This window comes from Streptomyces sp. NPDC102279, from assembly GCF_044766365.1.
Lineage (GTDB): Bacteria > Actinomycetota > Actinomycetes > Streptomycetales > Streptomycetaceae > Streptomyces.
This window is the reverse complement of sequence record NZ_JBIWLU010000006.1, coordinates 261,913-283,985: the sequence shown is the minus strand read 5'-3', so window position 1 is coordinate 283,985 and position 22,073 is coordinate 261,913. Positions and strand designations below refer to the sequence as shown.

Here is a 22,073-nt window from a genome sequence, read left to right as displayed (position 1 = left end):
CCGGGTGAAGATCGCGCTCATGGACTCCGGAATCGGACTGCTCGCTGCTGCCGCGGTGGTGCGCCGACTACGGCCCGACGCCGATCTCGTCCTCTCCTCGGACCCCGGCAGCATGCCGTGGGGACCGCGTACCCCGGAGGACGTCACCGCCCGCGCCCTGGCCGTCGCCGAGGCCGCCGCACTGCACCGGCCCGACGCCCTGATCGTCGCCTGCAACACCGCCTCCGTACGCGCCCTGCCCGCGCTGCGCGCCCGGCTGGAGCCGGACGTGCCCGTCATCGGCACCGTCCCGGCGATCAAGCCCGCCGCCGCGGGCGGCGGACCCGTCGCGATCTGGGCCACACCCGCCACCACCGGCAGCCCCTACCAGCGGGGACTCATCGAGGAGTTCGCCGGGGACGTCGAGGTCACCGAGGTCGCCTGCCCCGGACTCGCGGACGCGGTGGAGCACGCCGACGAGGCCGCCGTCGACGCCGCCATCACCGCCGCGGCGGCGCGCACCCCCAAGGACGTGCGAGCCGTCGTCCTCGGCTGCACGCACTACGAGCTGGTCGCCGAACGCATCCGTGCGGCCCTGCAGCGTCCCGGACTCCCGCCCCTCGTCCTGCACGGTTCGGCCGGCGCGGTCGCCGCCCAGGCGCTGCGCCGGATCGGCGCGCGGCCCGATCCCGCGGCGCCCGCTCGCTCCACCGTCACGGTGCTGCTAGCCGGACAGGAGGGCGCGCTGCCCGCGACCGCCCTCACCTACGAGGAAGGCCGCATCCTCGCGGCGGTCAGCCCCGCACACTGAGTGACGGCCGCCGCGCGGACACCCCGCGTACAGCTATGCCGAATACCTGATCCCCATACACCCCGGACACCGGTGGTTCGCGGGTGGACACCCTGGGTACGAGCACGCGCTGTCACCACAGCGAAGGCGTCGCCCGGTGGATCGCCCACCCGGGGGAGTAACGCTCCGCGACCCGGTGCCCGCTCAGCGGAACCTGAGTAGTCTCATACGTATGAGGGACCACCCCCACGGCGAAACCATCCCGCAGCCGGAGCTCTGGACCGGTCGTGCGAGGAACCGCGTCCAGTTGTTGCCCGCCCTCGGCGGCGTGGCCTGTCTGGCTCTCGGGATCGAGCTGGCGGTCGACTCCGGCTGGACCTCGGGCACAGCGCCGCTGATCATGTCCGTGGTCGGCTGCATCGCGGCCGGACTGCTCATCCTCTTCGGCACGCTCGCGTTCGTGCATGTCGCCGTGAAGGTGGACAAGGACTGCCTGGAAGTGCGGTGCGGCCACATAGGGCTCCCGCGTCGCCGCATCCCCCTGTCGACCGTCGTGGGCGCCGACTTCGCGCCCCAGGTCACCCCGCGCCAGTGGGGCGGCTGGGGCTACCGATGGCGGCCCGAACAGGGCACCGCCGTGATCGTCCGCCGCGGCGAGGGCGTCGTGCTGCGCCTGGGCGACGGCCATACGTTCACCATCACCGTGGACAACGCCGAGGCGGCGGTACGGATCATCCGCGACCACCTGAGGCCCGGCTCGTCCGGCGCGGTGCGCTGACGCCCCACCCGGGTCCTCAGGGTCCCGGCTCACCTGACGGACGTGGGTTCGCGCCGACGGGGTCGTCCCGTTCCCCGGCGCTGAGCGGGCGGGCCGTCGCGAGGCCCGCGAGCAGTCCGGCCCCGGCGGTGACCGTCATGAAACTGAGTGCGTTGCCGATCGACGCGATCACGGCCAGTGCGGTGAGAGCCGCGCCCGCCGTCAGGGCGATCGGTGTGGAGCGCGGGCTGCGCAGGAGCGCGTAGAGCATCCAGCAGAACGCCGCCGCGAGCAGGGCGACGCCGATCAGCCCCTGCTCCGCCGCCTGCTGGAGGGGCGCGGAGTGGGCTTTGCCGTCCGGCAGCAGCGACTGGGCGACGGTGGGACTGAGGTCGCCGTACCGCCCGGGCCCGACGCCCAGTGCGGGATCGGCCCGGACCATCCGCAGCGCGTCGTGCCAGAGCAGCATCCGGTGCCCGGTGAGCCCGCCCTGCAGGGACGCCGTCAGACCGTCGGGCAGCGCGTCCTCGGCGATCGCCCAGGCCGTTCCGGTCACCACCACCGCGGCGGCCGCGAACCCCGTGAGGCCGACAGCGCGGCGGCGCATCCGCGCGGCGGCGAGCGAGCACAACAGGACCCCGGCGCACGTGACGAGACCGGTGATCGACCCGAGGAGCGCCGCCGTCACCGCGATCGCCGCGGCCAGCAGGCGCAGCGCGAGCCGGAGGGCGGGCGGGCCGGCCGCCCAGGCGGCACAGCACGCGGCACCGGCGGAGAGGGTCAGCAGGGCGGCCGTGGCTCCGCTGTGGCCGAGCTGCAGGCTGATCTGCGGGCCGGGTGTGGCGATGGCGAGGCCGAGACCGGTCAGCGCTCCGGCGCAGGGTGCGGCGACCGGCAGGAGCACGCCGAGGATCCGTCCCGAGGCGTAGCCCGCGGTCACGGCGAGCACCGCGAGCAGCACACCCTCGGGCCGGCCGTCGTGCGCGGCCGCCGTGATGAGCGCCCAGGCGGCACAGGCCGCGAGCACGGCCATGCCCGCCGCGTCGGAAGAACTGCGTCTCTCTCCCGTGGCCGAGGCGTCCGTTGCGGACGCCGTCCCCGTGGAACCCACCCCGTCGCCCCCCGACGTCGCCGTACCTCGGGCGCCGTCACCGCAACGGGCCGCACGTCAGAGGCTCGGGCACACCGTAACGGGTGATGTGCCGCTTTGGGGAGAAGTTGTGCAGGAACGTTGCTGCACGCGGCGGCGCGACCATCCGCGGAGCCCAGTCCCGCCCCACTGGGCCGGGCGGACCGAGCTGTCGGCCCCCAGGTCAGCCGCCGTACACTCCCGGAGTGACCGCCACCGCAACCACCGTAGACGAGCCGGAACAGCTCGAACCCCGGACGGCGCCCGCCTCGCGCGGGGCCGCTCTGGTCCGCCGTCTCGTCCCGGCCGCCGCCGCGGCGCTCTCCGGCGTACTGCTGTACGTCAGCTTTCCGCCACGGACGCTCTGGTGGCTGGCGCTGCCCGCCTTCGCGGTCTTCGGGTGGACCCTGCGCGGCCGCTCCTGGAAGGCCGCTCTCGGCCTCGGCTACCTGTTCGGCCTCGGATTCCTGCTGCCCCTGCTCGTGTGGACGGGCGTCGAGGTCGGCCCCGGCCCGTGGATCGCGCTCGTCGTGGTGGAAGCGGTCTACGTCGCGCTCGTCGGCGCCGGGATCACCCTGGTCTCCCGGCTGCCCGGGTGGCCGCTGTGGGCGGCGGCCGTCTGGATCGCCGGGGAGGCGGCACGCGCGCGTGCCCCCTTCGGCGGGTTCCCCTGGGGGAAGATCGCGTTCGGCCAGGCCGACGGCGTCTTCCTGCCGCTCGCCGCGCTCGGCGGCACCCCGGTGGTCGGCTTCGCCGTCGTGCTCTGCGGATTCGGGCTCTACGAGATCGTCCGGCTGGCCGTCGAGGCCCGCGGCACCGGTGTCCTGCGCCGGGGCGCGGCGGCGGCGGCACTGCTCAGCATCGCCGTCCCCGTCGTCGGAGCGCTGGCCGCACGCACCCTGGTCAGCGACAAGGCCGAGGACGGCACCGCGACCGTCGCGCTCATCCAGGGCAACGTCCCGCGCGCGGGACTCGACTTCAACTCCCAGCGGCGGGCCGTCCTCGACCACCACGTGCGGGAGACGGAACGGCTGGCCGCCGAGGTCAGGGCCGGCAAGGTCGCGCGGCCCGAACTGGTCCTGTGGCCCGAGAACTCCTCCGACATCGACCCGTTCGCCAACGCCGACGCCCGCGCCGTGATCGACGAGGCGGCCCGGGCGATCGGAGCCCCCATCTCGGTCGGAGGGGTCGTCGAACGTGACGGCAGGCTCTACAACGAGCAGATCCTCTGGGATCCGGCCAAGGGCCCGGTGGACACGTACGACAAGCGGCAGATCCAGCCGTTCGGCGAGTACCTGCCGATGCGCTCGCTGCTCGGCGCCATCAACAAGGACTGGACGACCATGGTCAGCCAGGACTTCAGCCGGGGCACCGAGGCGGGCGTCTTCACCATGAACGGCACCCGGGTCGGTCTGGTCACCTGCTACGAGGCGGCCTTCGACTGGGCCGTGCGCAGCACCGTGACCGACGGCGCCCAGATCATCTCGGTGCCCAGCAACAACGCCACCTTCGACCGCAGCGAGATGACCTACCAGCAGCTCGCCATGTCCCGCATCCGGGCCGTCGAGCACAGCCGTACCGTCACCGTGCCGGTGACGAGCGGTGTCAGCGCCGTGATCATGCCGGACGGACGGATCACCCAGAAGACCGGCATGTTCGTCGCCGACTCCCTGGTGCAGAAGGTGCCGCTGCGCTCCTCCCAGACCCCGGCCACGAAGCTCGGGACCCTCCCGGAGATGCTCCTGGTGCTGGTCGCCGCCGGCGGTCTCGGCCGGGCCGCCACGACGGCGGTGCGCGCCCGGCGGAACACCGCCGCGCAGCGCTGAACCGGGTCGGCTCCGAGGGGGCCAGGACGCGCGGTTAGGGTCGGGAGCATGGCAACTCCCGACTTCATCCTCGCGATCCGGGCCTCCGCGGGCCACCAGCTCCTCTGGCTCCCCGGAGTGAGCGCCGTCGTCTTCGACGACGAGGGCAGAGTGCTGCTCGGGCAGCGTTCCGACAACGGCCGGTGGGCGCTCATCTCGGGGATGCCGGAGCCCGGCGAGCAGCCCGCCGCCTGCGCCGTGCGCGAGGTGTACGAGGAGACCGCCGTGCACATCGAGGTCGAGCGCGTCGTCGTGGTCCAGGCGGGCGAGCAGGTGACCTTCGACAACGGCGACGTCTGCCAGTTCATGGACACCACGTTCCGCTGCCGCGCCGTCGGCGGCGAGGCCCGCGTCAACGACGACGAGTCGCTCCAGGTCGGCTGGTTCGCCGTGGACGCCCTGCCGGAGCTGAGCGAGCACGCCCACTTCCGGATCAAGCAGGCGCTGGTGGAGGAGCCGGCCTGGTTCGAGCCCGCGACCTGACGCCGGCCCGGCCGGCTCCGCCGCCGCGCCGGTCGGATCACCGTCGCGGCCGACCCCGCGCGACGCCCCTCGGCGGGCCACCCGGGAAGTCGGCGTTGGTGTCGGAACTGCGCGTGCCGACCCGGAGGCGGACCGACCGCTCGTCGCGCGCCACCGGGCGATCCGTCCGTGTGCGCGGGTCCGCCGCGTTCAGTCGCGCAGCGACGCCAGTGCGGTGGCCACCCGGGTGAGGGCCTCAGGCGGCGTCGAGGCGTGCGGGGAGAACCTGAGGGAGTCGGCGCGCACCGTCGGCGTGACGCCCTCCGCGTGCAGGGCCTTCGCGACGACGGAGGGATCGTGGTCCGGCATCGTGAACGCGAGGACGCCCGCACGCCGTGCCGGATCGGCGGGGGAGATGACATGACCGCCGTGTTCCTCGACGACCTCGGTCAACTCGGCGACCCGCAGGGCGATCGCGGCCTCGATCGCCGCGACCGTGTACCGCTCGACGAGGCCGAGAGCGGTCGCGAACGCGGCGGCCGTCACCGGGCTGAGGTTCGTGATCGACCACCGTCGCGCGTCCACGGCGGGCACGTGCTCCGTCCCGTCGAAGACGCCGACGTCCTCGACTCCCGTCCAGCCGGTGAGGACCGGCTCCAGGGACTCCAGCGCACGATCGGACAGTGCCGCGAAGCCGGTGGCCCATCCCGCGCGCAGCCACTTCTGGCCGCCCGCGACCACGACATCGGCCGCGTCCCACGCCATCCGCGCCACCCCGAACGCCTGGATGGCGTCCACGACGAGCAGCCGGTCCGGTCCGATCGCCTCGCGCAGCGCCGCGAGATCGGCACGGAAGCCGGTACGGAAGTCGACGGCGCTGACCGACACGGCGACGACGTCGTCGGTCAGCGCGGCGCGGACCAGGTCGGGGGTGACGCCGCCGCCGGGCGCGGGATCGAGCCAGCGGGGCGTGGCCCGGCCCAGGTCGGCACTGCGCCGCCACGGATAGTGGTTGGCGGGGAAGTCGGTGCGCGGCGCGAGGACCACGCCCTCGCGGATCCCGAGAGCGGCGTGGAACAGCCCCGTGGACGCGTTCGGGAGAAGCACGGTGTGACGGCTGTCGGTCCCGGCGAGTCGGGCGGCCGTGTCCCGTGCGACGCCCTCCGCGCGCATCAGGCCGTCCACGGTGGTGTGGTCGGCGCGGGCGGACTCCTCCATCGCCTGGGCCGTCGCGGCCACGACGTCACGCGAGGGCGGCCCGAACCGTGCGAAGTCGAGATACCCGGCAGGCGTGTCGAAGTGGTCTGCGTACGACGTGAGCACGGGGCTCGTCCTTCCGGGAGGGTGCGGGTCGGGCGACGGCAGGTGCGTCCGGGCGGAGTGCCTCGCGCCCGGCGGGCGTCGTCCCGTTCCCGGGCTCCGCGTGTGCCCTTCCGCCTGCTCGAACGGTACGCGGCGCACCCCGTGTGTACCTGACCGGGGTGGACCGTGTCCTGCCCCGGGCGGCGGCGTGCCGGGCACCCGCCGAGCGTCGGGCGCGGACTCCGGGAACGCGCGACGCGCGGCGGCCTCGGGTCCCGGCGCGTTGGCGGCGGCGCCTGGGAAAGGGGGGCCATCGCGCCGCGGGCGGGCCTGCCTCCGGGCGGGTGGCGTGCGGCCGTCGCCACGCGCCGGGGTGCATCGCGGCAGGGGAAGCCCGTCCGCGATGCACCACCGTCACCGACGGGACGGCCGGCCACCCTCCTGAAGGGCTCTCCGACCGTCCCGTCCGCGATGCCGTACGGACGGCTCAGTGCCCGGCGGACTCCTCGGGGCGCGCGCGGCGCGGCAGGAGGAACGCGAGCAGGAAGGTCAGGGCGAGCATGCCGTCGACGATCCAGAGCACCGTCTGCATGACCGAGCCGAAGCCGCTGCGGAAGGCCGACGACGCCGTGGCCTCCAGCGCGGCGGGCACGCGGGCGGCCGCCTCGGGCGAGGTCACCGCGGACCGGGTCTCCTTCGTCAGGAGAGCGCAGGACGCCGGGGTCGCGGCCGGGTCCTTGGCGGTGGCGCGGTCCGCGGCGCACCGGCGCAGGTCGGCCACGATGCGGTCCTGTGCGGCGGGGGCGACGTGAGCCGCGGTCAGCTGCCCGCGCAGGTCGTCCGAGCGGTGGTCGACCGCCGTGGCGATCCCGCCGCCCAGCAGTCCGAAGAACACGGTGCCGAGGATGGCCACGCCGAAGGCGCCGCCGAGCTGCTGCACCGCGGTCATCGTGCCGGAGGCCGAACCCGTCTCGTGCTGCTCGACGCTGGCGAGGACGATGTCGAAGAACGGCGCCATGAGCAGGCCCATGCCGATGCCGGTGACGAGGAGCGAGGGCAGCAACTGCCAGGGGCCGACGCCGGATCCCACCTGGTCGAGGGTCAGCCAGACACCGAACACGCCGAGCGCCATGACCAGCGCGCCCGCCTGCAGCACGGCCCGTCCGAACCGGACGACACCCTGGGCGAGTCCGAAGCCGACGATCATGCCCCCCGACCAGGGCACCATCACCAGGCCGGCCTTGAGCGGCGAGTAGCCGAGGCCTATCTGGGTGTACAGGTTGAACACGAGCATGAAGCCCTGCATGGTCGAGAAGAAGACGAGTCCGAGGACCATGCCGCCGCTGAAGCCACGCTTGCGGAAGAGGCTGGGGACGACGAGCGGGTCCTGGCCGGTGCTGCCGCGGTGCGACTCGTACCGGGCGAAGACCGCGAAGACGACGACCGAGGCGGCCATCATCGCGAAGGTCCACAGGGGCCAGTCGTACTCACGGCCCTGGACCAGCGGGAAGATGATGAGCAGCGCGGCCAGCGAGACCAGGAGCATGCCCGGGATGTCGAGGCGCGGCTTGGTCTCGGAGCGTCCCTTCGGCAGGTAGTGCAGGGCGCCGGCGATCGCGGCGGCACCCAGCGGAAGGTTGATCAGGAAGATCATGCGCCAGCCGGTGCCGAAGTAGTCGGCGTCCACGAGCCAGCCCGCCAGGATCGGCCCGCACACCGCGGACAGCCCCATGACCGGACCGAACATGCCGAAGGCCTTCTGCGACTCCTTCGGGGGGAACATCTCCTTGATCATGCCGAGGCCCTGCGGCAGCATCACCGCGCCGAACAGGCCCTGCACGATGCGCGCGCCGATCAGCATCTCCGGGGACACGGATATCGCGCAGAGCAGCGAACCCAGCGTGAACCCGGCGGCTCCCACCAGGAACATCCGGCGGCGCCCGTGGATGTCGCCGAGGCGTCCGCCGGTGACGAGCCCGACCGCCATCGACAGGGTGTACGCGGCGGCCAGCCACTGCAGCGTGGAGGCGCCGCCTCCGAGGTCGGCCCGCATGGAGGGGCCGGCGATGTTCGTGACGACGGCGTCGAGGAGGTCCATCACCTCGGCCGCGAGAATCACGAAGAGCGCAGCCCAGCGCCACCGATAGGGGGCTGGTGAGTCGATGGGCGTCTCGGCGGACGCGACACCGGTGGTGGACATCGGAACTCCTCGAAAAGGACCCGCGCGACGACGATCGGCGAGCGCGGCGGGGCGGATGGAATGCGACTGCCCGGCTCCCTGGTGAGCGCGGGGGAGAGGCGACCAGACACCGGAGAACGCTGTTCACCTTAACAGAACAGTGCTCACCGGGAGAACGGCGTTCATTAAGATATAGCGCAACCTGAGGACCAGGACAAGATATATCGCGTATCTCCGGATGAACGCTGCTCACCCGGAGAGAACACCGCTCTCCCGGCGCCTAGACTGTCCTCATGACCGACGCGGCCGACGGCACCCCCGCACAGCCCCCGCCGTCCCCCTGGGAGCGCGAGCGCCCGGCCCGTGCCCGCGTCGCCCCGGCCCGCACACCGCTGTCACGCGAGCGCGTCGTCGAAGCCGCCTTCACCGTCCTGGACCGCCAGGGACTCGACGGCCTGTCGATGCGTCAGGTGGCCGCCGAGCTGGGCGTCACGGTCTCCGCCCTCTACGCCCACGTCAGTTCCAAGGACGATCTCCTGGAGCTCATGTACACCCGGCTCTTCGACGGCTTCGAGCCGCCCGAGGCCGACCCGGAGCGCTGGCAGGAGGAGGTGCGGGCTTACGCCCGCGCGGGGCGGCAACGCCTGCTGTCCCACCGGGACATGGCGAGGATCTCCATGGCGCACGTCCCCTTCACCGCCGAACTGCTGCCGCACGTCGAGGCGTTGCTCGCCGTGTTCCGTACCGCCGGACTCCCCGACCGCATCGCGGCGGAGGCCGGTGACCTCATCTCGACGTACATCGACGGGTTCGCCCTGGAGGAGGGCATGTGGCGGGACCGGGCCGCGCGGCAGAGCGCCGGCACCTCCTCGCCCGCCCGACCCGACTGGCGCGAGATGGCCGACGAGATGCAGACCTACTTCGCGTCCCTGCCCGCCGCGGACTTCCCCCACCTGCGCGCCCTGGCCGGGGTCATGGTGACGGACTCCTCCGACGAGCGGTTCGACATCGGCCTGGAGATCATCCTGCGCGGCCTGGCGAGCTATCTGCCGGACCCCGCGGCTGAGTGAACAGGCCGCGGGGCGCGGTCAGTTGTTCCAGCTCTCGTCGTACGGGTCGCGCGGCGTCGGGACCGGTCGCGCGGTGCTGACGTCGAAGAACGGGATGATGCCGCCGTTCACGGAGTCCTTCGTGCGCCGGCTGCTGTAGGTGCCGGTCACTTCGAGCCAGGTGTCGGGCTGGAGCACGGGCGGGATCCGTCCGGACAGCCCGATCTTGACCGGCTGGGCGTCGGCGGCACAGCAGTTGAGAGCCATGCGGACGAGGTACGGGGTGCCGGCGTGGTCGAGCGCGACGAATCCGGTGATCCTGATCCGTCGGTCACCGAGCGTGTGCCCGTGGCCGTACGCGGCCCGGCCCGCGTAGTCGACCAGGCCCAGCCGGACCGGGTCGCCCGCGGGCAGCGCGGGGTATCCGAAGGGGGCCTGAAGGGCCGTGCCCGTACGCATCGCGCTGTACGAGCCGAGCGCGGGCGGGGCGACCAGGATGAGCGCCAGCAGAGGCAGGACCAGGAGCCAGGAGATGCGCGGCTCGCGGTGCGGGTGCGGGTGCGCATGACCGTCGCCCCCCGTGCTCAAGGACGCGGTCCGCCGCTCGCGCACCTCGTACCAGACCGTGGCGAGCGCCGTCGCGATCAGCACGACGCCGGCCGCGAGCAGCAGTGGCCGCAACCCCGCCTTGACGTACCGGAGGTAGAGATCCGTGGCGCCGGCGTGCAGCACCGCCGCGCCGACCAGGAAGAGCACCGCCGCCTGCGCCTGCCGGTTCACAGCAGCACCGCCCCGACCAGCACGGACATGAGGATCGCGAGGGCGAAGGTGGTGGGCGCGAACCGGGTCGCGAAGCCACGCCCGAATGTGCCGACCTGCATCGCGAAGAGCTTCAGGTCGATCATCGGCCCGACCACGAGGAACGCCAGCTTCGCGGTGAAGGAGAACTGGGTCAGGGAGGCCACCACGAAGGCGTCGGCCTCCGAGCAGATCGACAGGAGGACGGCCAGCACCGCGAGGGCGAGCACCGACAGCACCGGATTCCCGGCCGCGGCCTGCAGCCAGCTCGCCGGTACGACGGACTTGAGCGTGGCGGCGGCCATCGCGCCGAGCACGAGGAAGCCGCCCGCGTGCATCACGTCGTGCCGTACCGACCCCCAGAACGCGGCTCCTCTGCCGAGCCCTTCGTGCGCGGGGCGTTCCGGCGGGCGCATCCAGTCGGCCCGGCCGAGCCGCTGCCACAGCCAGCCCATGACGCAGGCCACGAGCAGACTGGCCACGAAGCGGGCGAGGACCATCTCCGGGTTGCGGGGGAAGGCGACCGCCGTGGCCGTCAGCACGATCGGGTTGATCGCCGGCGCGGACAGCAGGAACGCGAGAGCGGCCGCCGGGGTCACCCCGCGCCGCACCAGCGCGCCCGCCACCGGAACGGAGGCGCACTCGCAGCCCGGCAGGATCGCCCCGGCCATCCCGGCGACCGGCACCGCGAGAGCCGGACGCTTCGGCAGCGCCCGGGCGAAGAACGACGGCGGGACGAACACCGCGATGACAGCCGACAGCAGCACACCGAGAACGAGGAACGGAAGCGCCTGGACGACCACGGCGACGAACACCGTCATCCAGCTCTGCATGACCGGCGTGGACAGCGCCCGCCGGACCGGACCCTGCGCCGCGACGACCAGCAGCAGAAGCATGGTCAGGGCCAGCGGGGAGCTGACGTGCCAGCCCTGTGGGGGCGGCTGCTTCGCGTCGTCGTGCGGATGCACCGGCGGCGGGGCCGGTCGGGTCATGGTCACGCGTGTGCTACCTCCGGTCGGGAGGGGCCCGCCGGCTGCTGTCGCCCCTCCACCGTGAATACGCCGGTTCGGCCCGAGCGTCTCACCGGGGTCGCCGACATGGCCCGCACCAGGGGAAATCTTGACCTTGTGGTGAGGTGCGGGACGGTGCGGCGCCGTACGCCGCCCCGCTGTCAGTCGCGTCCCGAGCCGCGGTAGAGGTCCAGTTCGCCGTCCAACTCGACGGCCAGCACCGTCGCGTGGGCGTCCAGGTCGTCCGCCGCAGGAGCGTCGATCCAGGTCACGCCGGGGACCGCGTGCAGCCCGCCGGTTACGCGATGGCCGAGTTCGCTGCCCGTGCCGAGGACGGTCACCCGCCGGACCGCGTTCCGCAGGCCGCGGATCGACACCGACTCCCGGGGGGCGTCGAAACACACCAGGTACAGGGTGCGGCGGTCCGCGGACAGGGTGCTCGGACCGTAGTGGTGCCCGGCGGGCAGTCCGGCGACCGTGCCGTACACGGCGTCGGCGTGCCGCGCGATCCACGCGCCGAGCCCCTCCAGACGCTCGGTCTGTTCCCGGGGGATCGTCCCGTCCTCGCGGGGGCCGACGGCGAGCAGCAGGTTGCCGCCCAGGCCGATCGTCTCCGTGAAGTAGCGCACCAACCGGCCGACGGACTTGAAGTCGCGGTCGTCCGGCCGGTGCCCCCAGGAGCCGTTGACCGTCAGGCACAGCTCCCACGGCCCGTCGGGCGCCCGGAGCGGGACCCCCTGTTCAGGGGTGGCGTAGTCGCCGTGGCCGAGCATGCGGGCGTTGAGGACGGTGTCCGGGTTGCCCGCGAGGATCAGGTCGGCGAGTTCGCGCATCCGCCACTGCCCCTCGGTGCGCTCCCACTCGCCGTCGAACCAGAGCAGGTCGGGTCGGAAGCGGTCGACCAGCTCGCCGACCTGACCGTCGCGGTAGGCCAGATAGCGCTCCCAGGCGGCCGGGTCCTCCGCGCCGGGCTCGGCGTGCGAGAAGCGGCTCGGCGGCACGTCGCCCGGCTGTACGTGCCGCAGGCTCGGGTAGTCCGGGTGGTTCCAGTCGGAGTGCGAGTAGTAGAGGCCCACCTTGAGGCCGCGGCCGCGCAGGGCGTCCGCGAAGCCGCCGACCAGGTCCCGTCCGGCGGGGGTGTCCCGTGCCACGTCCAGGTTGTGGTGGGCGGTGTCCCACAGGGCGACGCCGTCGTGGTGCCTGGCGGTCAGCACGGCGTACCGGGCGCCCGCGCGGGCGAAGAGGTCGGCCCAGGCCTGTGGGTCGTAGTGCGAAGCGGTGAAGCGTTCGAGCTGTTTCATGTACCGCTCGTGGGTGACCTCGCCCGTGTAGAAGGACCAGGACTCGGCCACTCCGTCGACGGCGTAGATGCCGTAGTGGAGGAAGATGCCCAGCTTGGCGTCGGTGAACCAGGGTTGCATCGGCATGCCCACACGCTAGGCGCGGACCCCCGGCGGGCGCGTGGGCGCCCATCACCATCACTGGTCCGTTCTCACCCTGTGTCCCGGGCGCTGTGAGATGTCTTTACGTCGCTGTCATGTACCTGTAGCTTCCGGCCCGCAAGACCTTTCAGGAACTTGCCGGTTGTTCTTGCAAGGCAACTCCCCGCTCCCCGTCCCGCATTGGAGACGCCTCATGAGACGCAGACACCGACACCGCCTGCTGCGACCGCTGGTGGCGCTCGCCGCGGTGACCGGGATCTTCGCGACCGCCACACCGAACGCGGGCTCCGTCCCCCTGTCGGAGACGGCCGCCACCTCGGCCACGACGACGGTCTTCTACTACACGAAGACCAAGAACTGGCCCGCCACCTATCTGCACTACGCGCCCGACGGTGGCTCGTGGACGACCGTCCCCGGCGTCCGGATGGAGACGGCCTGCACGGACTGGGTGAAGGAGACCGTCGACCTCGGCTCGGCCGCCGGCCTGCAGGCCACCTTCAACAACGGAAGCGGGACCTGGGACAACAACGGCGGCAACAACTACGCGCTCGGCACCGGGACCGTCACCGTCAAGGACGGCGTCATCGCCCACAGCGACCCGTGCGCCGACACCGGAACGGGCAGCGGCAACCAGGCCACCGTCTACTACTCGACCGCCACGTCCGGCTGGAGCACGGCCAACCTCCACTACGCGCCCACCGGCGGCTCCTGGACCACGGTCCCCGGCATCGGCATGGAGTCCGCCTGCACCGGCTGGTGGAAGAGGACCGTGGACCTCGGCTCGGCCACCTCGCTCAAGGCGGCGTTCAACAACGGCAACGGCGTCTGGGACAACAACAACGGCACCGACTACGCGCTCGGTTCGGGCACCACGACGGTGAAGGACCGGACCGTCACGGCCGGCGCGGCGAACCCGTGTGCGGCCCAGGAGCCCGACACCCAGGCACCTACCACGCCCACCGGGATCACGGCGAATGCCACCGGCACCTCTGTCGTGGTGAGTTGGCAGCCGGCCACCGACAACACCGCCGTGACGAAGTATCAGCTCACGCGGGCCGGCGGCACCAAGGGCACCGTCGTCACCGACGTCGGCTCGACGGTCCACTCCGACACGGAACTCGAGGAGAAGACCACCTACACCTACACGGTGAAGGCCGTCGACGCGGCCGGAAACACCTCGGCCGCCTCCTCCGCGGCCCCCGTCACGACGGGCGAGAAGGCGCCCGCCCCGGCCGCGGGAACCCCGCTCGGCACCGACCCGCGCAAGGACCCGATCTACTTCGTCCTCACCGCCCGCTTCCAGGACGGCGACACCTCCAACGACCGGGGCGGCAGCCAGGACGTCAAGTCGGGCAACGCGGCCAACAACGACCCCATGTTCCGCGGCGACTTCAAGGGTCTCGTCGACAAACTCGACTACATCAAGGCGCTCGGCTTCTCCGCCGTCTGGATCACGCCGGTCGTCCTCAACCGCTCGGACTACGACTACCACGGCTATCACGGATACGACTTCTACAAGGTCGACCCGCGCCTGGAGTCGGCCGGCGCCTCCTACCAGGACCTGATCAACGCGGCCCACGCCAAGGGCATGAAGATCTACCAGGACGTGGTCTACAACCACAGCTCCCGCTGGGGCGCGAAGGGCCTGTTCACCCCGACCGTCTACGGCGTGCGCGACTCCCAGTGGAGCTGGTACTACGACGAGAAGAGCGACGGCTTCGAGTACGACGGCCTGACCGTCGAGCCCAAGTCCGGGAGGTCCTACTACAACGGTGACCTGTGGTCGACCGCCGAGCCCACCGGCAATACCTGCCTCAACTGGGGCAAGCCCACCGGCGGCAGGAGTGCCGAGGGGTACACCGTCTACAACTGCCAGTGGCCCAGCCCCACCTCGGGCATGTTCCCCAAGGCGTACTACCACCAGTGCTGGATCGGCAACTGGGAGGGCGAGGACTCCCGCTCGTGCTGGCTGCACGAGGACCTGGCCGACTTCGACACCGAGAACGCCACCGTCCAGAACTACCTGATCGGCGCGTACGACAAGTACATCGACATGGGCGTCGACGGATTCCGCGTCGACACCGCCGTCCACATACCGCGCGTCACCTGGAACCGCCGCTTCCTGCCCGCCATCTACGACCGGGTCACGCAGCGGTTCGGCACGGACGCGGCGAAGAACTTCTTCGTCTTCGGCGAGGTGGGCGCCTTCGTGAACGACAAGTGGAACCGCGGCTCGGTGAACCACTCCGCGCAGTTCTTCACCTGGAAGGAGCGCAAGGAGTACAGCGCGGACGACGAGAAGGCGGCGATCGAGCAGTACGACTACGAGGAGCAGCTCGGCACCGGGAACCAGCCGACCTCCGCCAACGCCTTCCTGAGCGGGAACAGCTACCACACCCCGGACCGCAGCCAGTTCTCCGGCATGAACATCATCGACATGCGTATGCACATGAACTTCGGCGACGCGCAGAACGCGTACAACAACGGCAAGGACTCCGACGACTCCGTCAACGACGCCACGTACAACGTCGTCTACGTGGACAGCCACGACTACGGACCGAACAAGTCGAGCACCCGCTACAGCGGCGGCACCGACGCCTGGGCCGAGAACATGGCACTGATGTGGACCTTCCGCGGCATCCCCACGCTGTACTACGGATCGGAGATCGAGTTCCAGAAGGGCAAGCAGATCGACTGCGGGCCGACCTGCCCGCTGGCCACCACCGGACGCGCCTACTACGGGGACCACCTCGCGGGCAGCGTCACGGCCTCCGGCTTCGGGACGGTCGCCTCCGCGAGCGGAGAGGTCGCCACGACCCTCGCCCAGCCGCTGGTCAAGCACCTCCAGCGGCTCAACCTGATCCGCCGGGCGATCCCGGCCCTCCAGTCGGGTCAGTACTCCACCGACGGGATCAGCGGATCGATGGCCTTCAAGCGCCGCTACACCAGTGGCTCGACCGACAGCTTCGCGCTGGTCACGGTCACCGGCGGGGCGACCTACAGCGGCATACCGAACGGCACGTACACGGACGCCGTCACCGGTGACGTGAAGACCGTCTCCGGAGGCACGCTGTCCGTGGCGGCGCCCGGCACGGGGAACCTGCGGGTGTACGTCCTGAACGGTCCCGGCAAGATCGGCACCGACGGACCGTATCTGAAGTAGCCCGCACTCCGGACCGGCGAACGGTCCAAGGGGCTGCGGCCGTGGTCACCCCGGGTATCGGATGCCCGGGGTGGCCGCATGACCGGTGTGATCGGCGCACCCGATCATGGATGGGTCGGGGCCAGGATGAATGGCACGGTGTGCGATGGGTACGCGACGGTCGTTGCACCCGGGAAGACCGAAACCCGCCCGGGTGGTCACCCACCGACCACGACCGAGGGATCTGCCATGGACACCCCCCAGAACAACCACCACCCCACCGCGGCCGAGGCGACCCCCGCCCAGGAGGCACTGAACACCCTCGCCGAGAACACCCAGGACGCCGCGGCGCTGAACACGCTCGCCGGCAGTGACGTACTGGTCCCCGTGCCGGACGACGTCACGGACGCGGACGTCGCCGATCCCACGGCCGTCGCACTGCCCGTCCTGGACCAGCCGGGCGGGGAACAGGTCGTCCCGGTCTTCACCTCCGAGCTGGAGATGGCCGAGCTGCTTCCGTCGGTCTCGCGCTACCGCCTCGTACCGCTCGGCGCCCTCGCCTCGCAGTGGCCGACGGGCGATCTCGCCCTGACGATCGACGCCAGCTCGCCGCACGGTCTGACCCTCAGCTCGGAGGGTGTCCGCACGCTGCTCGCCCGGCCGCTCGGCTGAACGCCGGGGCCTCGGGGTCACCCGGCGACGGCAGGGTGGAGGAGGTCAGCCCCGCAGCATGCGGGCGAGTACGGACCGCTGCAGGGGGAGCACCTCGGCGTGCAGGTCACGGCCCTTCCCGGTGAGGGCGACCCAGACCCCGCGGCGGTCCTCCTCGCAGACGGTGCGCTCGACCAGGCCGTCCTTCTCCAGACGTCCGATCAGGCGGGACAGCGCGCTCTGGCTGAGATGGACCCGGCCCGCGATGTTCTGCACCCGGCAGTGCTCGCCGGGCTCCGACACGGCGCCCGAGGCGAGGATGTCCAGGACCTCGAAGTCACTGGCTCCGAGGCCGTGCGGGTGCAGGGCACGGTCGATCTCGCACATGGTGCGGGCGTGCACCGAGAGGATGTCCCGCCACTGGTCCTCGAGCTGGACATCGGGCGTCTGCGTTGCCATAACCGAATGATACTGGAGATCGGTCCATTCATTGACTGTGCAACTAGTGCATTCGCATCCACTGTGCCCGCCCGCCGCGAGCCCGGGGGCGATCCGTTCGCCCCGGGCCCGCACGGCTGTGGCTACGCGGCGGTGTCCTGGATCAGCCCGACCTGGTTGCCGTCCGCGTCCTTGACCGACGCGATGAGCCGGCCGCCGCCCACGTCCTGGACGTCCTGGAGCGTCTCGGCGCCGGCCGCGAGCAGGCCCGACAGGGTCTCCTTGATGTCGTCGACGTGCCAGTACGGCACCGGCCCGGTCAGTCCCTTGGAGTGGCCGCTCGGGTCCAGCCCGACGTCCTGGCCCGCGTCCTTGAATCCGACGTAGTACGGCTCGTCCACGTACGGCTCCACCCCGAGCAGCGCCGTGAACAGTGCCTTCGCCTTCGCGATGTCCTTGACGGGGTAGATGACGGTCTTGAGTCCGGCGGTCATGGCGAGTCCTCCGTGTGCGTGGCGGCCGGGTCGGCCGGCCCTCGTCCCGTCGGCTGTTCCGGCGGTCCCTTCACGCTAGGCCGGGAGACCGTCCGGTGGCTTCTCGAATCCTGACCGGTACCGCCGCCCGGGAGAAAAGACACCGGAGCGGCGGGGGAGGGGGCCCGCCGAACGGGGGGCGAGAACCTTGGAGCGTCGGTCCGCCCGACGGCTCTACCCGACGGCTCCGCCTCAGGCGGACTCCCGCCGGATCAGTTCGGTCGGCAGGATCACCGCCGCGTGATCCTCGCCGCCGATCTGCGCGAGCAGCACCCGCACCATCTCGGCGCTGATGCGGTCCCACGGCTGGCGGATCGTCGTGAGGGCCGGGGTGACGGCCGTGGCGGCCGGGGAGTCGTCGAAGCCGCCGACCGACACGTCCTCGGGGACCCGCCGGCCGGCTTTGTGCAGCGCGGCCAGCACCCCCTGGGCCATCAGGTCGGAGGCGACGAACACGGCGTCCATGTCCGGTGCGCGGTCCAGGAGTTGAACGGCGCCCGCCTCGCCGCTTGCGCGGCTGTAGTCGCCGGAGGCGATCAGCCGGTCGTCGGCTTCGACGCCCGCCTCGGCCAGCACCTCCCGGTAGCCGGCCAGGCGTTCCACACCGCCCGGGGTGTCCAGGGGGCCGGTGACCATGCCGATCCGGCGCCGTCCGAGGGAGAGCAGGTGTCCGACCATGTCCCGGGCGCCGTCCCGGTCGTCCGCGGCGACGTAACTCACCTTGGAGCCCATGCCGATGGGCTTGCCGCACGCGACGAGCGGTACGCCCGCCTCGCGCAGTTCCTCGGCGACCGGGTCCCCGGAGTGGCTGGAGACCAGCAGCACGCCGTCGACGTGGCCCGCCGTGATGTAGCGCGTGATGCGCCGGCGCTCGTCCTCGGTGCCGGCGAGCATCAGCAGGAGCGGGACGTCGTGCGCGGCGAGCGCCTGGGTGCAGCCGCGCAGCAGCACGTTGAAGTTCGGGTCCTCGAAGAACCGCTCCTGCGGCTCGGTCAGCAGGAAACCGACCGAGTCCGACCGTCCGGTGATCAGCGAGCGGGCGTGCCGGTTCACGACGTAGCCGGTCCTGCGGATGGCGGCGTTGACCGCCTCCTGTGCCGCCGGGCTCACGTAGTGGCCGCCGTTGAGCACTCGCGAGACGGTGCCCCGGGACACACCGGCCTCGCGCGCGACGTCGTGGATCGTCGGCGGTCGGCGCCGGCCCCCCGTGTTGCTCATGGTCATGACTTTACGGCTCCGGACAGCAGGTCGAGGCTCCAGAAGCGCTGGATCACCAGGAACAGGGCGACCAGCGGAACGATCGCGAGCAGGGCGCCGGTGATCACCAGCGTGTACAGCGCCGGAGTGTTGGAGCCCTGTTCGAGGAGGGTGAACAGACCGAGTGTGATGGGGAACTTCTCGTCGTCGCTGAGCATGATGTACGGGAGCAGGAAGTTGTTCCACACCGCGACGAACTGGAACAGGAACACGGTCACGAGGCCGGGCACCATCATCGGCAGCGCGACCCGGGTGAAGATCCGCCACTCGCCGGCCCCGTCCATCCGCCCCGCCTCGACCACGTCACCGGGCACGGCGGCCGAGGCGTAGATCCGGGCGAGGTACACGCCGTAGGGGGAGAGGACGAGCGGCAGCAGCACGGAGGCGTACGAGTCGGTGAGGTCGGCCTTGGCCAGGAGGAGGTACTGGGGGATCGCGAGGATCACCGGGGGCATCAGCACGCCCGCCATCAGGACGCTGAAGATGGTCTCCCGGCCGCGGAAGCGGTAGATCGCGAGGGCGTAGCCGCTGACCGCCGAGACGGCCGTCGACAGGAGGGCGCCGAGTCCGGCGTAGAGGGCGGAGTTGCCCATCCACGTCCAGTAGATGCCGTCGCGGTAGGCGTTGAGATCGGTGACGTTTTGAGTGAATCCCGTGCCCGGCAGGAACGTGAACGTCGAGAACAGTTCACTGCCCGACTTGGTGGCCGCGATCAGCACCCAGGCGACGGGGAGCAGGCAGTAGAGGGCGCCGAGCAGCAGTGTGAGGGTCGGGACCAGGGCGATCCGGCCGCGCCGGGGCGGTCCCTGGGCGGTGCCGGGCGTCGTTCCCGCGGCCGGCGCGGCCTTGCGGACGGCGAGCGTGCTCATCGTGCATCCTCCTGCTGGGTACGGGAGTTCGCGGCGCGCAGGAATCCGAAGGACAGCACCAGCGTCACCACCGCGATGATCACCGCCTCGGCGGCGGCCGCGTAGATGTCGCCGGCGCCGAACGCGTCCCGGTAGACCTTCATCAGCGGACTCCACGTCGTGGAGACGGAGTTGGTGAGGGGTTTGAGAGTGGTCGGCTCGCTGAACACCTGGAGGGTGGCGATGATCGAGAAGAAGAAGGTGAGCACCAGGGAGGGGGCCACCATCGGGACCTTGATGCGCACGGCGATCTGCAGCGGGGTCGCGCCGTCCAGCCTGGCCGCCTCGTGCACCTCGACGGGGATGGCCTGGAGCGCGGTGTAGATGACGATCATGTTGAAGCCGGTGCCGCCCCAGACCGCGATGTTCGACAGCGCGACGTACAGCGGACCGCCGTCCAGCAGGTTGGGCTGCGGCATGCCCAGTTTGTCGAGGACGAAGTAGAAGGGGCTGACGTCGGGGAGGTAGAGGAACCCCCAGAGCAGCGCGGCGACGACGCCAGGGATGGCGTACGGCAGGAAGATCGCGAGCCGGGTGAACGGGGCGAGACGGACCTTGTCCGCGTCGAGCATCAGCGCGAAGAGCAGCGCGAGGCCGAGCATCACCGGGACCACGATGGCTCCGTAGCCGGCCACGCGCAGCGCGCCGTGGAGCAGTTCGCTGTCGGTGAGGGCGTCCGTGTAGTTGCGCAGGCCCGCCCACACCTCCTTGCGGGCTCCGGAGCCGAGGCCGAGGCCCTTGACCTCGACCTTGTGCAGGCTCAGCCAGAGGGCGTAGCCGATGGGCAGCGCGAAGAACAGGACGAAGAGGACGGCGGCGGGGAGGAGAAAACCGTACGGGGCCCCCTTGACCCCGTACGGCCTCCGGCGTGCGGTGGTCACCGGGCTACCCCGAAGCCCTGCTTCTCGAGGTCGGCGACCGTGGTGTCCTGCATGGTTTTCAGGGCGTCCCCGAAGTCGGACCTGTTCTTCGCGGCGGCCCCGAACGCGTCGTTGAAGGACGTGTAGGCGACGTTCACGTTCGGGCCCCAGGCGGACGGGGCGGTGTTCTTCGCGATCTCCGCGGCCTTGGTGTAGAAGTCGGGCTGGTTGGAGAAGAACGCCGGCGGCTGGGCGAACGCGTCGCCGGTCTGGGCGCTCGTCGAGGCCGGGTATATGCCGCTCTCCTTGGCCAGCGCGGCCACCGCCTTCGGGTCCGTGTTCAGCCAGGCGGCGAACTTGGCGGCGGCCGACCGGTGCGGCGAGTCCGTGGTGACGGCCGTGGAGGAACCGCCCCAGCTGCCCGTGGTGTGGCCGCCGTCCGACCACTGCGGCAGCGGGGCCATCGCCCACTTGCCCTTGGTGTCCGGGGCCGCCGTGGTCAGGGTGCCGGGCGCCCACACCGCGCTCACCCAGGCGATCTGCTTGCCGGTGTTGAGCGCCTTGTTCCAGGCGGGCTGGTACATCGGCTGGTTGTCGATCGCGCCCTCCTTGACGAGACCGCCCCAGAAGTCGGCGACCTTCTCGGTGGCCGCGTCGTCGATCCCGACCTTCCACTTGTCGCCGGACGTGGTCCACCACCGGGCGCCCGCCTGCTGTGCGAGACCCGCGAAGAGACCGGAGTCGTTGGCGGAGAACGTGGTGAGGGCCTTGTCCGGCGCCTTCTTCTTGAGGGCGCGGGCGGTCTCGGCGAACTGCTCCCAGGTGGCCGGGACGGTCAGTCCGTACTTCTTGAAGAGGTCCGCGCGGTAGTAGAACATCATCGGGCCGATGTCCTGCGGGATCGCGTAGACCGCGTCCGTCCCGAGCGTCGTCTGCTGCCACACACCCTCGGCGAACTTGCTCTTGGCGTCCTTCGCTTCACCGGCTATGTCGGCGAGCGCGTCATTGCTGACCAGTGTCGGAAGCGCCTGGTACTCGGCCTGGACGAGGTCCGGCGCCTTCTTCGCCTTGTGCGCGGTGAGGATCTTGGTGACGAGCGTGTCGCCCGACGCCTGCTTCTTCACGGTGACGGAGATCTGCTGCTGCTTGCCCGGCCCCTTGTTCCACAGGTCGACGACCTTGTCCATGCCCGGCGCCCACGTCCAGTACGTCAGCGACACGGGACCGGACGAGTCTGCGCTCTTGTCGTCGTCGGACGAGCCGCAGGCGGTGAGCGAGGCGGCGCCGAGGACGACCGCGACGGTGCCGGCCGCGAGGCGGCTGTGCTTTGTGATGGGCATGGATCGTTCTCCCCTGACCTGGGCCTCCGCCTGTCGCGAAGGCCTGCCCTGTTGGTGCGCGGTATGCGCTCCGTGCTTCTGTGAGCGTTCACAGTAGAGAAACATCCCGGACACTTGTCAATGGTTGTTGCTGTGCGGTTATGTTGGCCTCGCGCTCCTGATGGTGTGTGTGCACGTTCCCA

General features: G+C 71.3%; 19 protein-coding genes. 7 read left to right on the top strand and 12 right to left on the bottom strand.

Annotation, left to right across the window (positions count from 1 at the left end):
• The first annotated feature begins 4 nt into the window (after positions 1-4).
• Together ACIRQH_RS16835 and ACIRQH_RS16830 are read left to right on the top strand one after the other, a co-directional pair.
• Entirely contained in the window at positions 5-790 is a 786-nt protein-coding gene (locus ACIRQH_RS16835; RefSeq protein WP_358820489.1) for an aspartate/glutamate racemase family protein, read from the top strand.
• Positions 791-1,001: 211 nt separating this feature from the next.
• Positions 1,002-1,547: a hypothetical protein gene (locus tag ACIRQH_RS16830; RefSeq protein WP_358820490.1), complete on the top strand. Its 546-nt coding sequence runs from the start codon at positions 1,002-1,004 to the stop codon at positions 1,545-1,547.
• Positions 1,548-1,563: 16 nt separating this feature from the next.
• On the opposite strand, the gene ACIRQH_RS16825 is transcribed toward ACIRQH_RS16830, so the two are convergent.
• On the bottom strand, positions 1,564-2,559 hold the full coding sequence (locus tag ACIRQH_RS16825) for an O-antigen ligase family protein (protein ID WP_358820491.1): 996 nt from the start codon (positions 2,557-2,559) through the stop codon (positions 1,564-1,566).
• Positions 2,560-2,861: 302 nt separating this feature from the next.
• Here ACIRQH_RS16825 and lnt point away from each other — a divergent pair, with 302 nt between their 5' ends.
• Positions 2,862-4,481: an apolipoprotein N-acyltransferase gene (lnt, locus tag ACIRQH_RS16820; protein ID WP_388870325.1), complete on the top strand. Its 1,620-nt coding sequence runs from the start codon at positions 2,862-2,864 to the stop codon at positions 4,479-4,481.
• A gap of 48 nt (positions 4,482-4,529) precedes the next feature.
• The gene (locus tag ACIRQH_RS16815) at positions 4,530-5,003 is read left to right on the top strand and encodes an NUDIX domain-containing protein (protein ID WP_388870323.1); all 474 of its coding nucleotides are present in this window, start codon (positions 4,530-4,532) and stop codon (positions 5,001-5,003) included.
• Between the two features lie 189 nt (positions 5,004-5,192).
• Here ACIRQH_RS16815 and ACIRQH_RS16810 read toward each other — a convergent pair whose 3' ends face one another.
• Together ACIRQH_RS16810 and ACIRQH_RS16805 are read right to left on the bottom strand one after the other, a co-directional pair.
• Positions 5,193-6,305 (bottom strand): aminotransferase class V-fold PLP-dependent enzyme, encoded by a 1,113-nt coding sequence (locus tag ACIRQH_RS16810; RefSeq protein WP_388870320.1) that lies wholly within the window; start codon positions 6,303-6,305, stop codon positions 5,193-5,195.
• A 466-nt stretch (positions 6,306-6,771) separates the two neighbouring features.
• Positions 6,772-8,484 carry an MFS transporter gene (locus tag ACIRQH_RS16805; protein WP_404226404.1) on the bottom strand — a complete coding sequence of 571 codons (1,713 nt, stop codon included), beginning with the start codon at positions 8,482-8,484 and terminating at the stop codon, positions 6,772-6,774.
• 272 nt (positions 8,485-8,756) lie between these two features.
• Between ACIRQH_RS16805 and ACIRQH_RS16800 the strand changes: the two genes are divergently transcribed.
• On the top strand, positions 8,757-9,533 hold the full coding sequence (locus tag ACIRQH_RS16800; protein ID WP_388870314.1) for a TetR/AcrR family transcriptional regulator: 777 nt from the start codon (positions 8,757-8,759) through the stop codon (positions 9,531-9,533).
• 18 nt (positions 9,534-9,551) lie between these two features.
• On the opposite strand, the gene ACIRQH_RS16795 is transcribed toward ACIRQH_RS16800, so the two are convergent.
• The 3 genes from ACIRQH_RS16795 to ACIRQH_RS16785 form a co-directional block, all read right to left on the bottom strand.
• Positions 9,552-10,292: a TIGR03943 family putative permease subunit gene (locus ACIRQH_RS16795; protein WP_388870311.1), complete on the bottom strand. Its 741-nt coding sequence runs from the start codon at positions 10,290-10,292 to the stop codon at positions 9,552-9,554.
• Positions 10,289-11,308 (bottom strand): permease, encoded by a 1,020-nt coding sequence (locus ACIRQH_RS16790; RefSeq protein WP_388933448.1) that lies wholly within the window; start codon positions 11,306-11,308, stop codon positions 10,289-10,291. Before ACIRQH_RS16790 ends, ACIRQH_RS16795 begins: the two co-directional genes overlap by 4 nt.
• A gap of 173 nt (positions 11,309-11,481) precedes the next feature.
• On the bottom strand, positions 11,482-12,747 hold the full coding sequence (locus tag ACIRQH_RS16785) for an alpha-L-fucosidase (protein WP_388870308.1): 1,266 nt from the start codon (positions 12,745-12,747) through the stop codon (positions 11,482-11,484).
• Between the two features lie 208 nt (positions 12,748-12,955).
• Here ACIRQH_RS16785 and ACIRQH_RS16780 point away from each other — a divergent pair, with 208 nt between their 5' ends.
• Together ACIRQH_RS16780 and ACIRQH_RS16775 are read left to right on the top strand one after the other, a co-directional pair.
• Entirely contained in the window at positions 12,956-15,925 is a 2,970-nt protein-coding gene (locus ACIRQH_RS16780) for a carbohydrate binding domain-containing protein (protein ID WP_404226401.1), read from the top strand.
• Between the two features lie 228 nt (positions 15,926-16,153).
• On the top strand, positions 16,154-16,576 hold the full coding sequence (locus ACIRQH_RS16775) for an SseB family protein (protein ID WP_358820500.1): 423 nt from the start codon (positions 16,154-16,156) through the stop codon (positions 16,574-16,576).
• A gap of 45 nt (positions 16,577-16,621) precedes the next feature.
• On the opposite strand, the gene ACIRQH_RS16770 is transcribed toward ACIRQH_RS16775, so the two are convergent.
• The 6 genes from ACIRQH_RS16770 to ACIRQH_RS16745 all read right to left on the bottom strand — a co-directional run bounded on the left by ACIRQH_RS16770 (position 16,622) and on the right by ACIRQH_RS16745 (position 21,891).
• Complete coding sequence (locus ACIRQH_RS16770; protein ID WP_404226399.1) at positions 16,622-17,014, bottom strand: MarR family winged helix-turn-helix transcriptional regulator; 393 nt, start codon at positions 17,012-17,014, stop codon at positions 16,622-16,624.
• Positions 17,015-17,136: 122 nt separating this feature from the next.
• Positions 17,137-17,487 carry a VOC family protein gene (locus ACIRQH_RS16765; protein ID WP_358820502.1) on the bottom strand — a complete coding sequence of 117 codons (351 nt, stop codon included), beginning with the start codon at positions 17,485-17,487 and terminating at the stop codon, positions 17,137-17,139.
• Positions 17,488-17,718: 231 nt separating this feature from the next.
• Complete coding sequence (locus ACIRQH_RS16760) at positions 17,719-18,750, bottom strand: LacI family DNA-binding transcriptional regulator (protein ID WP_358820503.1); 1,032 nt, start codon at positions 18,748-18,750, stop codon at positions 17,719-17,721.
• Positions 18,747-19,652: a carbohydrate ABC transporter permease gene (locus ACIRQH_RS16755; protein ID WP_404226396.1), complete on the bottom strand. Its 906-nt coding sequence runs from the start codon at positions 19,650-19,652 to the stop codon at positions 18,747-18,749. Before ACIRQH_RS16755 ends, ACIRQH_RS16760 begins: the two co-directional genes overlap by 4 nt.
• Entirely contained in the window at positions 19,649-20,572 is a 924-nt protein-coding gene (locus ACIRQH_RS16750) for a sugar ABC transporter permease (RefSeq protein WP_358820505.1), read from the bottom strand. The genes ACIRQH_RS16755 and ACIRQH_RS16750 overlap by 4 nt, the downstream gene beginning before the upstream one ends.
• Positions 20,569-21,891 (bottom strand): extracellular solute-binding protein, encoded by a 1,323-nt coding sequence (locus ACIRQH_RS16745; protein WP_358820506.1) that lies wholly within the window; start codon positions 21,889-21,891, stop codon positions 20,569-20,571. Before ACIRQH_RS16745 ends, ACIRQH_RS16750 begins: the two co-directional genes overlap by 4 nt.
• Positions 21,892-22,073: the final 182 nt, after the last annotated feature.

What these genes read in the sequence shown, in the direction of transcription:
- ACIRQH_RS16830 (WP_358820490.1), top strand. Translation starts at nt 1,002, where the DNA reads ATGAGGGACCACCCCCACGGCGAAACCATCCCGCAGCCGGAGCTCTGG.
- ACIRQH_RS16760 (WP_358820503.1), bottom strand. Translation starts at nt 18,750, where the DNA reads ATGACCATGAGCAACACGGGGGGCCGGCGCCGACCGCCGACGATCCAC.
- ACIRQH_RS16765 (WP_358820502.1), bottom strand. Translation starts at nt 17,487, where the DNA reads ATGACCGCCGGACTCAAGACCGTCATCTACCCCGTCAAGGACATCGCG.
- ACIRQH_RS16815 (WP_388870323.1), top strand. Translation starts at nt 4,530, where the DNA reads ATGGCAACTCCCGACTTCATCCTCGCGATCCGGGCCTCCGCGGGCCAC.
- ACIRQH_RS16825 (WP_358820491.1), bottom strand. Translation starts at nt 2,559, where the DNA reads ATGGCCGTGCTCGCGGCCTGTGCCGCCTGGGCGCTCATCACGGCGGCC.
- ACIRQH_RS16805 (WP_404226404.1), bottom strand. Translation starts at nt 8,484, where the DNA reads ATGTCCACCACCGGTGTCGCGTCCGCCGAGACGCCCATCGACTCACCA.
- ACIRQH_RS16780 (WP_404226401.1), top strand. Translation starts at nt 12,956, where the DNA reads ATGAGACGCAGACACCGACACCGCCTGCTGCGACCGCTGGTGGCGCTC.
- ACIRQH_RS16785 (WP_388870308.1), bottom strand. Translation starts at nt 12,747, where the DNA reads ATGCCGATGCAACCCTGGTTCACCGACGCCAAGCTGGGCATCTTCCTC.
- ACIRQH_RS16800 (WP_388870314.1), top strand. Translation starts at nt 8,757, where the DNA reads ATGACCGACGCGGCCGACGGCACCCCCGCACAGCCCCCGCCGTCCCCC.
- ACIRQH_RS16775 (WP_358820500.1), top strand. Translation starts at nt 16,154, where the DNA reads ATGGACACCCCCCAGAACAACCACCACCCCACCGCGGCCGAGGCGACC.
- ACIRQH_RS16770 (WP_404226399.1), bottom strand. Translation starts at nt 17,014, where the DNA reads ATGGCAACGCAGACGCCCGATGTCCAGCTCGAGGACCAGTGGCGGGAC.
- ACIRQH_RS16755 (WP_404226396.1), bottom strand. Translation starts at nt 19,652, where the DNA reads ATGAGCACGCTCGCCGTCCGCAAGGCCGCGCCGGCCGCGGGAACGACG.
- ACIRQH_RS16745 (WP_358820506.1), bottom strand. Translation starts at nt 21,891, where the DNA reads ATGCCCATCACAAAGCACAGCCGCCTCGCGGCCGGCACCGTCGCGGTC.